At 40.8% G+C, this 12,898-nt stretch carries 12 protein-coding genes; 7 read left to right on the top strand and 5 right to left on the bottom strand.

Going from position 1 to position 12,898, the window contains the following annotated elements:
- Positions 1 to 116: 116 nt before the first annotated feature.
- From speD to AACS90_RS21545, 3 genes are all read right to left on the bottom strand, one after another.
- The gene (gene speD, locus AACS90_RS21555) at positions 117 to 911 is read right to left on the bottom strand and encodes an adenosylmethionine decarboxylase (protein WP_099121460.1); all 795 of its coding nucleotides are present in this window, start codon (positions 909 to 911) and stop codon (positions 117 to 119) included.
- Between the two features lie 26 nt (positions 912 to 937).
- Positions 938 to 1,801, bottom strand: a complete 864-nt coding sequence (gene speE, locus AACS90_RS21550) for a polyamine aminopropyltransferase (protein ID WP_099121459.1) — start codon at positions 1,799 to 1,801, stop codon at positions 938 to 940.
- A gap of 104 nt (positions 1,802 to 1,905) precedes the next feature.
- Positions 1,906 to 2,253, bottom strand: a complete 348-nt coding sequence (locus tag AACS90_RS21545) for a YacC family pilotin-like protein (protein WP_099121458.1) — start codon at positions 2,251 to 2,253, stop codon at positions 1,906 to 1,908.
- 502 nt (positions 2,254 to 2,755) lie between these two features.
- Between AACS90_RS21545 and AACS90_RS21540 the strand changes: the two genes are divergently transcribed.
- Positions 2,756 to 3,667 (top strand): LysR family transcriptional regulator, encoded by a 912-nt coding sequence (locus AACS90_RS21540; RefSeq protein WP_339373637.1) that lies wholly within the window; start codon positions 2,756 to 2,758, stop codon positions 3,665 to 3,667.
- A gap of 111 nt (positions 3,668 to 3,778) precedes the next feature.
- On the opposite strand, the gene AACS90_RS21535 is transcribed toward AACS90_RS21540, so the two are convergent.
- The gene (locus tag AACS90_RS21535) at positions 3,779 to 6,064 is read right to left on the bottom strand and encodes an FdhF/YdeP family oxidoreductase (RefSeq protein WP_099121456.1); all 2,286 of its coding nucleotides are present in this window, start codon (positions 6,062 to 6,064) and stop codon (positions 3,779 to 3,781) included.
- A 693-nt stretch (positions 6,065 to 6,757) separates the two neighbouring features.
- Here AACS90_RS21535 and AACS90_RS21530 point away from each other — a divergent pair.
- From AACS90_RS21530 to hpt, 4 genes are all read left to right on the top strand, one after another.
- Entirely contained in the window at positions 6,758 to 8,140 is a 1,383-nt protein-coding gene (locus AACS90_RS21530; RefSeq protein ID WP_099121455.1) for a cytochrome ubiquinol oxidase subunit I, read from the top strand.
- Positions 8,130 to 9,137 (top strand): cytochrome d ubiquinol oxidase subunit II, encoded by a 1,008-nt coding sequence (gene cydB / locus AACS90_RS21525; protein WP_099121454.1) that lies wholly within the window; start codon positions 8,130 to 8,132, stop codon positions 9,135 to 9,137. The genes AACS90_RS21530 and cydB overlap by 11 nt, the downstream gene beginning before the upstream one ends.
- Positions 9,094 to 9,294, top strand: a complete 201-nt coding sequence (locus tag AACS90_RS21520) for a DUF2474 domain-containing protein (RefSeq protein ID WP_099121453.1) — start codon at positions 9,094 to 9,096, stop codon at positions 9,292 to 9,294. Before cydB ends, AACS90_RS21520 begins: the two co-directional genes overlap by 44 nt.
- A 394-nt stretch (positions 9,295 to 9,688) precedes the next feature.
- On the top strand, positions 9,689 to 10,225 hold the full coding sequence (gene hpt / locus AACS90_RS21515; RefSeq protein ID WP_099110457.1) for a hypoxanthine phosphoribosyltransferase: 537 nt from the start codon (positions 9,689 to 9,691) through the stop codon (positions 10,223 to 10,225).
- A gap of 80 nt (positions 10,226 to 10,305) precedes the next feature.
- Here the strand turns inward: hpt and can are convergent, their stop codons facing one another.
- Positions 10,306 to 10,959 carry a carbonate dehydratase gene (gene can / locus AACS90_RS21510; protein WP_099110459.1) on the bottom strand — a complete coding sequence of 218 codons (654 nt, stop codon included), beginning with the start codon at positions 10,957 to 10,959 and terminating at the stop codon, positions 10,306 to 10,308.
- 183 nt (positions 10,960 to 11,142) lie between these two features.
- Between can and AACS90_RS21505 the strand changes: the two genes are divergently transcribed.
- The gene (locus AACS90_RS21505) at positions 11,143 to 12,069 is read left to right on the top strand and encodes an ABC transporter ATP-binding protein (RefSeq protein WP_099121452.1); all 927 of its coding nucleotides are present in this window, start codon (positions 11,143 to 11,145) and stop codon (positions 12,067 to 12,069) included.
- Positions 12,066 to 12,836, top strand: coding sequence for an ABC transporter permease (locus AACS90_RS21500; protein ID WP_099121451.1), 771 nt, complete (start codon positions 12,066 to 12,068; stop codon positions 12,834 to 12,836). Before AACS90_RS21505 ends, AACS90_RS21500 begins: the two co-directional genes overlap by 4 nt.
- Positions 12,837 to 12,898: the final 62 nt, after the last annotated feature.

The raw sequence follows: 12,898 nt of genomic DNA, 5'->3' as shown, positions 1-12,898 counted from the left end.
TCCAGATTGAGATCTTATTGGCTGGATAACTGGAAATGCAATGGGTATGAAATAAAATAATATGACTGGCAGATAAAATATCTGCCAGTAAATTTACTGAAACGAAAGAAGAATATTTAAATCTCTGGTAAATTACGACCGTAGTAGATTTCCTGTATCTCTTTTTTAAGCAGGTGGATAATTTCCTGCTTTTCTGTTTCGTTTAACTCTTCAGCTGTGGTATTGAATAAATATTCATTCAGATCAAATTCTTTCAGCATCATTTTCGTATGAAAAAGATTTTCCTGAAAAATATTCACATCCATCATATGGTATTGAGACTGGATCTCTTCAGTCACGTAATTTTGAATGGAGCTAATCTCGTGATCGATATACAGTTTTACTCCGTTAATATCCCGGGTAAAACCGCGAACACGGTAATCCATTGTTACAATGTCAGATTCCAGTTCATGGATCAGATAATTAAGTGCTTTAAGGGGTGAAATTACACCACAAGTAGAGACTTCAATATCTGCCCTGAATGTGCATATGCCGCCATCGGGATGGCTTTCCGGATAGGTATGTACACAGATATGGCTCTTATCCAGATGGGCGACGACAGAATCAGGAAGAGGCCCCGGATTTTCCGTATTATCCACCAGTTTGGGATCTACGGGTTCTTCACTAATCAGAATGGTTACGCTTGCCCCTTGAGGGTCATAGTCTTGACGGGCAATATTAAGAATATTTGCACCAATGATTGAACAGGTTTCACTGAGGATTTCAGTTAAGCGGTTTGCATTGTACTGTTCATCAATGTACGCGATATAACTGTCGCGATCGGCTTTCGTTTTTGCATAACAAATATCGTAAATACAGAAACTTAAGCTTTTTGTGAGATTGTTAAAGCCGTGCAATTTCAGTTTACGCAATTTACTTCACCTCCCGGCATGGGTGACTATTGGTTTCCAGATAGAGAATCCAGCAAATATTGTGGCAGGGCAAAGCTACCGGCATGTATGGCTGGGGTGTAGTAACGGCAGGTTATTGCCGCATTATCGAAACGCTGTTGCAGGATTTCCAGGGGCGTCTGACGTAGGGCTGAGGTTTGTGTTGCCCATGCGAACGTCATGATCCCGCCGTAATAAGTAGGAATAGCGGCCTGATAAAAACTGCTGTCAGCAAAATAGTGGTTTAGTTTTTTGTGGCTTGTAATGGCTTCGTCTTGTTGCAGGAAACAAACACCATTCTGGGCGACAAAAACACCTCCTTCATTTAGGCAGCGAGCACAGCCTTCATAAAACTCAGATGTGAATAAACTTTCGCCGGGCCCTTCTGGGTCGGTACAATCGGAGATGATGACATCAAACTTATCAGAAGTTGTATTGACAAAGTTGACGCCATCATCAATAACAAGTTTGAAACGGGGATCATCGTAAGCCCCTGCATTATGGTTTGGTAAGTATTGGCGGCAGAATTCGACAACTCCGGCATCAATTTCTACCATAGTGATGTTTTCGAGATATTGATGGCGGCAAACTTCACGCAACATGCCACCATCCCCACCACCGATAATCAAAACGCGTTTGGCATTTCCGTGAGCAAATAGTGGTACATGGGCCATCATTTCATGGTAAATAAACTCATCGCGTTCAGTCGTTTGTACTACGCCATCAAGAGCCATAATGCGACCCAGTTCCGCATTTTCAAAAATAATGAGATCCTGATGCTCGGTTTTATTGTGATAGAGCACATTTTCAACCGTGAAATACTGACCAAAATTGGTATGTAATGTCTCATACCAAGTGTTTTTCTGTGACATCTATTGGTATTCCCCCATTGTGGTCCCCATAATTATGAGGCGCACATAATAGCCAACAACAGAATTAGTTGCACTGTGATATTTGCCAGAGAGTGACAATAAAATTATTTTACATAAGCAAGCAGGCTGAGGGAGCGGCGTGCAAGAGAGCGGCATTTTACCTCATGAGGCAGGTCGATTCCCTTCAGATCGTTGTAGCCCTGTTGATTCAGTTCCTCCATTAACTGACCATCATAATTCCCGAGATCCCATTTATTACGCTGGGCAAAATAGACAACCGTACGCCTGATTTCTCTATCTGGGATCTGGCTATAGCCACAATCATATTTTAGGTAGATGTAAACTGCTGTGAGATCAGCAAGATCTTCCGCTTCACTTTCGGACAAGGCTTTCACAGGTTGTGTGAAACCAAATAGAACCAGGGCGTAAGTCAATAATGCAAATTTTCTCATAGTTCCTATTATATTGATTTTCTACCGTTTTGCCTAAGTTAACATATTAATATCTTCATTAGCCAAACTTTATTTCCCTGAATTGGGGAAAATCTTGTGGAGAATGAAATTCAAATCATATGCGAAGTTGATGAACAAGGGGTGTTTGTTGGTAACAGGAAAAACCAATCAAGATATTTTCGAGCGAAATTTCTCTGCTAACTCGATAGGCCCCAATTTATACTAAGGCAATTCTTGAAGCAAAATCATGTGTATTATTATCCGTTACCGGTCCCAAAATTTACCCTGATATATCACCTATGTCGATCATTTTTCCAGTGATGATGAGTCAGATGTGAGCAGTTTTAATTGCTTGATTTTAGGCACCACAGGATCAACTATAGTCCTACAGTTTATAGATAAAAATGCAGATAGCATTACATCAATAGTATTGATAATTTTTTGGAGCAGATAAAACGGCATATAATTATTAAGTCTTTTATTTACAGCCCCTTACCAGCTCATCGCCGAGGAAAATCCCATCGATATTAAACAATTATTTTATTTAATCGCATTAGATAAAACTCAGCACTTTGGACAAGCGGCAGAAATGTGTCATGTCACTCAGCCAACGCTCTCTATGCGACTAAGGAATCTTGAAAAAGAGCTTGATGTTATTTTGATAAAACGAAGCTCGCGTTTTGAAGGATTTACAGAAGAAGGTGAAAAAATATTAAAGTGGGCTAAAACCATGCAGTCAGCCTATGAAGGGCTACAGGCAGAAGCAGCTAATTTTCGCCAGCAATTGTTAGGTCAGCTTCGTATTGGCATTGTTCCTCTGACTAATATTGAGCCAATGCTAATGTTACAACATCTTTCTGAAACATTTACTGAAATACGCTTTCAAGTAAGTTCGGGCCACAGTGAAAAAATTATTGATGATCTAAATAGTAATCGTTTAGATATTGGTATTTGTTATCTGGAAAAAGCGGATACTCATCAGCATGATATTTATTCACTGAAGAAAACAAAACTCGGGCTTTTATTTAACCGAACACAATTTACTCCTGCCACACCAACAGTCACGTGGGAAATGGTAGCAACATTACCACTGGCGCTTATCAGCCAGGCGAATTATTTTCGCCAATCTATCGATCTTGCATTTCAGCGTTATAATCTTCAACCTAAAATAATTCTCGAAAGTGATTCTACACTTCATCTTATTCAGTCAGTTAATTCCGGCTTTTGCTCATCTATCATTCCTATTACTAAAAAAATGGAAAAACTAAGTGATAATATTGATATTATTCCAATAGAGGATGCTGTTATTAATGCTTCACTTGGTATATTGATCCGCCGGGAAGAGCCTCGTTCAGTATTAATTGAAACCTGCTTTGCTAATATGTGCGACTATGTAGAAAAGATAAATATTTAGGAATATGGGTATGTTTTACCTTAGCAGGTAATAATAAAGAATTAAGCTCACGAGAAAAATAGTCGCACGTATTATTGTGCGACTATTTTCATTGAAAAAGACTTTCAGTAATTAAGCGGGTTTCTCCTGCTGAGAAAAAACTCTTACTGGCACTGATTTATAAGAAGGTGTACCACTTTCTTCATCAATATAATCTAATGGAATTAAAACATTCGCTTCTGGATAATAAGCAGCAACAGTGCCCGGAGCAATACTGAATGAAATAACGGTGATATCTTTGAGAAGTAACTTTCTGTTTTTGCTCACTGTTTCAATAATGATTTTATCCCCGTGCTTTAAACCACGGGCTTTCAGATCAACATCATTCATAAACAGCACATCACGTCGTCCAAATACTCCACGGTAACGATCATCTAATGCATAAATGGTTGTATTATATTGGTCATGGCTACGAATAGTCATTAGACGCAACACATCTTCACCCAGCACATCTGCGTTTTCTTTCACTCCTTTAAACACAGAAAACATCGCCTTGCCCGTTGGTGTTGGCCAAATGCGCTCTGTTGGTGGCAATGGCATACGAAATCCCCCCGGAGTCCGGATGCGCTGATTATAGTTATCAAATCCAGGAATAGTTTTCTCAATCAAATCACGGATAAGATCGTAGCTTTCGGTATAGCGTAACCATGGTGTTTTACTATGCAGTAAAGTGGCTGCTGCCATTTCAGCCACAATAACAGGCTCTGATTTTAACAGTGGTGATGCTGGCGTTAATTTTCCCGATGATGCATGAACCATTGACATGGAATCTTCGACCGTAATGGATTGACGCCCTAACTCCCTAATATCTAATTCAGTTCTACCTAAGCAAGGTAAAATAAAGGTTTCTTTCGCCACCAGTAAATGAGAACGATTAAGCTTAGTTCCGATATGTACACTTAAGTCGAGTTTTTTCATTGCTGAAAATGATAATTCAGGATCAGGTAATGCCACGGCAAAGTTCCCGCCAAGACAAAGCAGTGCCTTCACGCGCCCGTCCACCATCGCCTGCATCGCTTTAACTGCATCGTGCCCGTGTTCATAAGGAGGTTTAAACCCGAAGACTTCTTCCAGTTTTTGTAAGAATTCTGGCGACGGTTTTTCTGTAATACCAACGGTGCGATTACCCTGAACATTAGAATGGCCACGCAGTGGGCATATTCCAGCCCCGGATTTGCCGATATTGCCTTTCATGAGCAGCAAATCGGCAATTAACCGGACATTCGCGGTTCCTTTATTATGCTGAGTTATTCCCATACCATAAGTGACGATGGTCGCATCTGAATTAGCGTACAACAGCGCGACATTTTCAATATCGGCTTGAGAAATGCCACTTTCATTCTCAATATCTTGCCAGGAAGTACCGCGTAGCTCTTTTTTGACGGCATCAAATCCCATGGTATGTGTTGCAATAAACTCATGATCGAGAATATTCCCGCGTTTTTCATCCCATTCCAATAAGACTTTCATGATGCCTTTCAGCGCTGCTGCATCACCCCCCGCTTTTACCTGATAGTAAGAAGAGGCGATATTCGTTGAGCTATAGGTCGCCATTTCAATCATATTTTGCGGATCGGTGAAACGTTCCAATGCGCGTTCACGCAGTGGATTAAACACCACTATAGGCACACCACGGCGAGCAGCCTCGTGCAGTGTTCCCATCATTCGTGGGTGGTTAGTCCCGGGGTTATGACCGATAGAAATAATCAGCTGAGTTTTATCAAAGTCATCTAATGAAACAGTGCCTTTACCAATACCAATGGATTGAGGCAGCCCCACACTGGTGGGTTCATGGCACATATTGGAGCAATCCGGGAAATTATTTGTGCCGTATTCTCTGGCAAAGAGCTGAAATAAATAGGCAGCTTCATTTGAAGCTCGTCCTGAAGTGTAAAATTCGACCTCAGCAGGTGATGGTATTTCTCTTAAAATTTCACCAATACGACGGCATGCAGCTTCCCACGAAACAGGAACCAGTGTATCTGTGGCAGCATCATAAGCCAGTGGATGAGTTAAACGCCCATATCCTTCCAATTCGTAATCTGATTTTTCCAGTAAAGTGCTCACGGTATTTTCAGCCAGAAACTCAGGAGTGACACGTTTTTTGGTGGCTTCCCACGTCACAGCTTTTGCGCCATTCTCACAAAACTGGAATGTAGAGTTGTGTTCTTTATCAGGCCAGGCACATCCGGGGCAATCAAAACCGTCGGGTTGGTTAGTATTTAGCAAGGTCTTTGGCGCAACAAAAGCGTCCATCTGAGTACGAACAGCAGTTGCTGTTGCTTTTAATGCTCCCCATCCGCCCGCGGGGCCATGGTAAGGATGTACACCCGGCACGGTTGATTTATTTTTACTCATATCTACATTCCTAACATTTATTAATAATCTTTTTTATAAAAATATGCAGGTGAATATTTGAATCGAGATAGGTATATCAACGAATAGATATTACAAAATAAAAAAGATAAGTCATATATAAAAAGATAAGTAAATATTAACTTTGCTTTACAAAAAAATGAATAAAAAATATTAAATTTACTTTTGAGAAGGTTTTAAATATAAACACTCTTTTCTGTTCCTTAGAAACATTAGAACAAGATATTTGTGAAGTCAACCAAAATGATTTTGACTTATCTTTATCATAGATACCATCTATCATTCGATAAACTTAATTTATTTGACTCTGAGATACAATGCGTTAAAAATACGTATCACTATAAAATAAAGAAAAGGGATTGAAAAAACACTTGTAAATTAATGGAGTGCATAAATGTTAATGTAACAAAAATGCATGGCGTTATATGACTTAATATATATTGGTGTTATTGGGTTCAATGAATATTGAAAATGATAAATAACGAAAGGAGAATTTTGGTTAATGTATTAATGGAAGTCACCTGCTCATTAAAAAGTTAATTTTATAATTTCTATTGGTAGATATTATAAAACCTCAATATTGAGGTTTGTTTTTATTAAAGAACAAACTAACAATAAGGTAAAATAAATAATGAAAAATATCATCGCACATATATTAATGCTGATGGAGGCGTTATGTTCGGACTAGACGCTTTTCATCTTGCCAGAATCCAATTCGCTTTCACTGTATCATTTCATATTATCTTTCCGGCTTTAACCATTGGCCTAGCCAGTTTTCTTGCAATCCTAGAAGGTTTATGGCTAAAAACAAAAGAGGAAAGTTATCTGAAGCTATACCACTTCTGGATAAAAATTTTTGCCGTTAACTTTGGGATGGGGGTTGTTTCCGGTTTGGTTATGGCCTATCAGTTCGGCACAAACTGGAGTGGGTTTTCACAATTTGCCGGTAGCATTACAGGCCCGTTATTGACTTATGAAGTACTTACCGCCTTCTTTCTTGAAGCTGGCTTCCTCGGCATTATGTTATTTGGCTGGAATAAGGTCGGCAGAAAACTGCACTTTTTTGCCACTTGCATGGTGGCAGTAGGAACTATTATTTCTACCTTCTGGATCCTCTCTTCAAACAGTTGGATGCAAACACCTCAGGGATATCACATCGAAAATGGTATTGTTATTCCTGATAACTGGTTACAAATAATATTTAATCCTTCATTTCCTTATCGCTTATTACACATGTCTGTCGGTGCATTCCTTGCCAGTGCCTTGTTTATCGCAGCCTGTGCGGCCTGGCTACTGCTGCGTGGAAAGGACACAGCTCCAGTACGTAAAATGCTTTCTATGGCGTTATGGTTAATTTTAATTATTGCTCCCATTCAGGCGGTTATCGGTGATGCACATGGACTGAATACCCTTGAACATCAGCCAGCAAAAATTGCGGCTATTGAAGGACATTGGAGTAATACATCAGGTGAAGCAACGCCACTGATCTTATTTGGTATACCAGACATGAATGAAGAGAAAACCAAATATGCACTGGAAGTTCCTTACCTGGGTAGCCTTATCCTGACCCACAGTCTGGAAAAACAAATTCCCGCTCTTAAGTCTTTCCCTCCCGAAGACAGGCCTAACGCTACCATTATTTTCTGGTCATTCCGAATCATGGCAGGTCTCGGTATGCTGATGATTTTATTAGGTGTAGCCGGTGTTTTACTGCGGAGAAAACAGAAAATATACCGCTCCCGTGCTTTTTTACGTTTTGTTCTTCTGATGGGGCCTTCTGGTTTAATCGCTATTCTCGCTGGTTGGTTTACGACTGAAATTGGCCGACAACCGTGGGTGGTCTATGGATTACAGCGTACAAAAGATGCTGTTTCAGCGCACGGCGATATGCAAATGAGCTTAAGTTTATTGCTCTTTATTCTGGTCTATTTTTCTGTTTTCGGCATTGGGTACTTTTATATGATGCGTCTGGTGAAACAGGGACCCGAAGAAATAGCATCTCCAAGTCATTCTGAAATGCAGCAACCGATTAGTGGAGAAAAACAGAATGGGTATTGATCTTTCTATTATCTGGTTTGTCATCATTATCTTCGCCACACTGATGTACATTGTTGCTGATGGCTTTGATTTGGGTATCGGGATCATATTGCCTTTTACCAAAGATCCTACCGAACGGGATGTGATGGTTAATACTGTCGCCCCTGTATGGGATGGAAATGAAACGTGGCTGGTATTAGGTGGTGCTGCGCTATATGGCGCTTTTCCACTGGCTTACTCCGTTATTATTGATGCGTTAACTATTCCGCTGACACTGATGCTAGTCGGGCTTATTTTCCGCGGAGTTGCTTTTGAATTCCGCTTTAAAGCACTACCAGAACATCGCGCTTTCTGGGATCGTGCTTTTATTGGTGGTTCACTATTAACGACATTTTGTCAGGGGATTACTGTTGGTGCGGTGATTAATGGCTTTGAGATCACAGGCCGTCATTTTAGTGGCTCCGCACTCTCATGGCTTGCGCCATTTCCGCTATTTTGTGGTTTTGGATTGATTATTGCCTATGCTTTATTAGGCAGCTCATGGTTAATAATGAAAACCGAGTACCGGTTGCATCGTAAGATGTGCTCGCTGACCGTTTATTTAGCTCTTGCTTTATTGGCTGTCATTGCTGTCATTAGCATCTGGACACCTTTGGCACATGCAGATATTGCTTTGCGCTGGTTTAGTTTACCTAATCTCTACTTCTTGATACCGGTCCCGCTATTAGTTTTAGCCAGTACATGGTGCCTTGTTCGTAGTGCTTATAACTATGGTCACTACGCGCCATTTTTCCTGACCTTGTTATTGATATTTTTAGGCTTCTCCGGTTTGGGTATCAGCCTGTGGCCTAATATTATTCCACCGTCTGTTTCCATCTGGGATGCCGCTTCTCCACCACAAAGCCAAGGGTTTATGTTAGTGGGTGGGTTATTAATTATTCCCGTTGTCTTAGGTTACACAAGCTGGAGTTATTATGTTTTCCGAGGAAAAGTTAAATCAGGTGAAAACTATCACTAATCTTCATTTACCTCAGATAGAAAATCGGAATGATTCCCGTTGGTATAAGAAACTGGGGTGGATGATAACTATCTGGTTAGCGAGTGTCTTAAGCCTGGGGATCGTTGCAACACTGTTTAAATTATTAATGTACAGTGCCGGGATGAGAACACATTAGTAAGATAGGCCGCTCATTATGCGGCCTATTTTTGAGTGAGAACAGAACGCGTTCAAGCAAATCAGTTTCCACTGCTCCGCCGTTATCATTCCCAATGTGTTCGTTGGTATTTCGATGCGTTGAGCCTACGTAATTGATGTGACCCCTCTTAGTGTTAGAAAGAAGGGAAGGGCCATCATGACACAATGCGGGCTGCGGCTGGAGTACTAAGTCTGGCTTCTTCTTTTACCGCAATCGATTCCTTCTGGTATACTCCGCAAATATTTTGTTCTCATGTTTTCTTATGTGTCCGTCTTCGTGCGACTAACTGTATATCACTTGGTGTATCAATATTGGTGATTTATCACATAATTAAAGATGGGTTTATTGTTTTAAAACAAATAGGTATGTGAAATTGAAACATATTGTAGAAGTGATGATCTCCGAGCAAGAGGTTAAACAACGTATTGCTGAATTAGGGCAACAGATTACAGAACATTATCGCAATAGCGATCGTGAACTGGTATTGGTTGGCCTGCTGAGAGGATCGTTTATTTTCATGGCAGATTTGTGCCGTGAAATTCAGGTTTCTCATGAAGTGGATTTTATGACTGCATCCAGCTACGGCAATGGAATGGATTCTACCCGCGATGTGAAGATCCTGAAGGATCTGGATGAAGATATTCGTGGTAAAGATGTGTTAATCGTTGAAGATATTATCGATTCCGGGAATACACTGAATAAAATCCGTGAGATTCTGTCTCTTCGTGAACCAAATTCTCTGGCAATTTGTACGTTACTGAACAAACCATCCCGTCGTGAAGTTGATGTTCCGGTTGAGTGGATCGGTTACTCGATTGAAGACAAATTCGTGGTGGGTTATGGCATTGATTATGCTCAGCGCTATCGCCATCTGCCTTATATCGGCCATGTTACTCTGCTGGAAGAGTAAATTTTTGCAATAATGCAAACAGGTACCGGTGTAGTAAATAAATGGCAGCAAAGGCTGCCATTTATTTTTACGCGAACTTGTTACTTTTTACGAGCCAGCTTAGAGATAGCCTGACGGTAATTAAGCTCCAGTTTTTCACGGCTGTCTGCGGTAATATCCAAATCATGCAGTTCGCCATCTTTCAAACCATATACCCAGCCATGTATCATGACCTTTTGTCCACGTTTCCACGCGGATTGCATAATGGTTGAATGACCAAGGTTATAAACCTGTTCAATCACATTCAGCTCACACAGGCGATTCAGTCGATCATTAGGTGGCAATTCACCAAGCATTGAGCTGTGTTTGTACCACAAATCACGAATATGGAGCAGCCAGTTATTGATTAAACCTAATTCAGTTCCGTTTACTGCTGCTTCAATACCACCGCATCCGTAATGACCACAGATGATTATATGTTCAACCTGTAAAACATCGACAGCATACTGCACAACAGATAAACAATTTAAATCGGTGTGTATAACCAGATTTGCAACATTCCGGTGAACGAAAAGATCACCCGGTGCAGCATCAATCAGTTTTTCAGCAGGCACACGGCTATCAGAACAGCCTATCCATAGAAAGTGTGGCTTTTGTGCTTTTGATAATTCCTTGAAGAAATGAGGATTTTCTTCATTTACAGACTCTGACCACTGCTTGTTCCGGGCAAACAGCTCTTCAATTTTTCTCATCATGACTAATAGCCTGGCAACATTTTTGAGATAGAATCATATACAACATTAATTGAGAATTTAATATTTAATTGAGTAATGTTTTTGAGTTGATCCCTATTATGGAAAAGAAGTGTAGGGAAAAGAATGGCATAATCTGTCTCTTGCACTCAAAAAATAGCAGAAAAATAAAGGTGTTGTTTACTTATGGCTTATGCATTGGAATTGACGCAGCTTACGAAGACCTATAACGGTGGAGTAAAAGCGCTGCGTGGGATTGATCTGCGAGTGGAAACCGGAGATTTTTACGCGCTGTTGGGACCAAATGGTGCCGGGAAATCAACGACTATCGGCATTATTAGTTCTCTGGTCAATAAAAGCAGCGGTAAGGTTAATGTATTCGGTTACGATATTGATACGGATTTAGTCAATGCTAAACGGCAACTGGGGTTAGTCCCGCAGGAATTTAATTTTAACCCATTTGAAACCGTGATTCAGATTGTGCTGAATCAGGCGGGATACTACGGCGTACCACGTAATGTGGCACAAAGCAGGGCGGAAACCTATCTGTCACAACTCGATCTCTGGGGCAAACGCAATGAACGGGCAAATCGTCTGTCAGGGGGAATGAAACGCCGCCTGATGATCGCCCGCGCTTTGATGCATCAGCCAAAGTTATTAATTCTGGATGAACCGACAGCAGGTGTTGATATCGAACTACGCCGCTCTATGTGGGACTTTTTGAAGTCTCTTAATGAGCAGGGAACCACGATTATTCTGACAACTCACTATCTGGAAGAAGCAGAAATGCTTTGCCGTAATATTGGCATTATTCAACATGGTGAACTGGTGGAAAATACCAGCATGAAAGATCTACTCAGCCAACTTGAGGTAGAAACATTTTTACTCGATTTAGCACCTGAAGGAAGCATGCCTACGCTTGAAGGCTATAGCTATCGCTTGGTTGACACAGCTACGCTAGAAGTAGATGTGAAACGAGGGCAGGGACTAAATGATGTTTTCTCCCAATTAAGTACGCAGGGTATTCAGATTCACAGTATGCGCAACAAGGCGAATCGTTTGGAAGAGCTATTTGTTGGGTTGACAAATAATAGCCAAGGAGCTCGCTCATGATCCAACTTTATTGGGTGGCATTGAAAACCATCTGGATTAAGGAAATTACTCGCTTTGGTCGAATTTGGGTGCAAACACTATTGCCTCCTGTGATTACCATGTCTCTCTATTTTGTTATTTTTGGTAACTTAGTCGGTTCCCGTATTGGTGAAATGGGGGGATTCACATATATGCAGTTTATTGTTCCCGGGCTGATTATGATGTCTGTGATCACTAACTCATATGCAAATGTTTCCTCTTCTTTCTTTAGTGGTAAATTCCAGCGCAGTATTGAGGAAATTTTGGTTGCTCCTGTACCGACTCATGTGATTATTGCCGGATTTGTCGGTGGTGGTGTAGCCCGTGGTGTGTGTGTCGGTATTTTGGTGACGCTGGTTTCCCTGTTTTTCGTGCCATTAGAGATTCATTCATGGGGAATGGTGGTAATAACTCTGTTAGCAACATCAATCTTATTTGCATTGGCTGGATTACTGAATGCCATTTTTGCGAAAACATTTGATGATATCAGTATTATTCCAACGTTTGTTCTGACTCCACTGACCTATTTGGGCGGTGTCTTTTATTCTCTGACGCTGTTGCCGGAATTTTGGCAGATGGTATCGAAGCTAAACCCTATCGTGTATATGATCAGTGGGTTTCGTTATGGTTTCCTCGGTATTGCGGATGTTTCTCTGGCTATGACACTGGGTATGCTGGGCGCATTTATACTTGGGTTTTACCTACTGGCTTGGTATTTAATTGAATCCGGCAGAGGGCTGAGAACTTAAACTAGGCTACACAAATATGCTGCCTTACTATATTGCACAGTAAGGCAGCATAGTAAATATAA

This window comes from Xenorhabdus sp. KK7.4 (assembly GCF_963876465.1).
GTDB classification, from domain to species: Bacteria; Pseudomonadota; Gammaproteobacteria; order Enterobacterales; family Enterobacteriaceae; genus Xenorhabdus; species Xenorhabdus stockiae.
The sequence above is the reverse complement of the archived record's forward strand: the minus strand, read 5'-3'. Positions and strand labels throughout refer to the sequence as shown.

Bases quoted from the DNA above. Each gene is read 5' to 3' on its own strand.
- can (WP_099110459.1), bottom strand. From the start codon at position 10,959: ATGATGAGAAAAATTGAAGAGCTGTTTGCCCGGAACAAGCAGTGGTCA.
- speE (WP_099121459.1), bottom strand. From the start codon at position 1,801: ATGTCACAGAAAAACACTTGGTATGAGACATTACATACCAATTTTGGT.
- cydB (WP_099121454.1), top strand. From the start codon at position 8,130: ATGGGTATTGATCTTTCTATTATCTGGTTTGTCATCATTATCTTCGCC.
- AACS90_RS21505 (WP_099121452.1), top strand. From the start codon at position 11,143: ATGGCTTATGCATTGGAATTGACGCAGCTTACGAAGACCTATAACGGT.
- AACS90_RS21520 (WP_099121453.1), top strand. From the start codon at position 9,094: ATGTTTTCCGAGGAAAAGTTAAATCAGGTGAAAACTATCACTAATCTT.
- AACS90_RS21500 (WP_099121451.1), top strand. From the start codon at position 12,066: ATGATCCAACTTTATTGGGTGGCATTGAAAACCATCTGGATTAAGGAA.
- AACS90_RS21530 (WP_099121455.1), top strand. From the start codon at position 6,758: ATGTTCGGACTAGACGCTTTTCATCTTGCCAGAATCCAATTCGCTTTC.
- AACS90_RS21545 (WP_099121458.1), bottom strand. From the start codon at position 2,253: ATGAGAAAATTTGCATTATTGACTTACGCCCTGGTTCTATTTGGTTTC.
- AACS90_RS21535 (WP_099121456.1), bottom strand. From the start codon at position 6,064: ATGAGTAAAAATAAATCAACCGTGCCGGGTGTACATCCTTACCATGGC.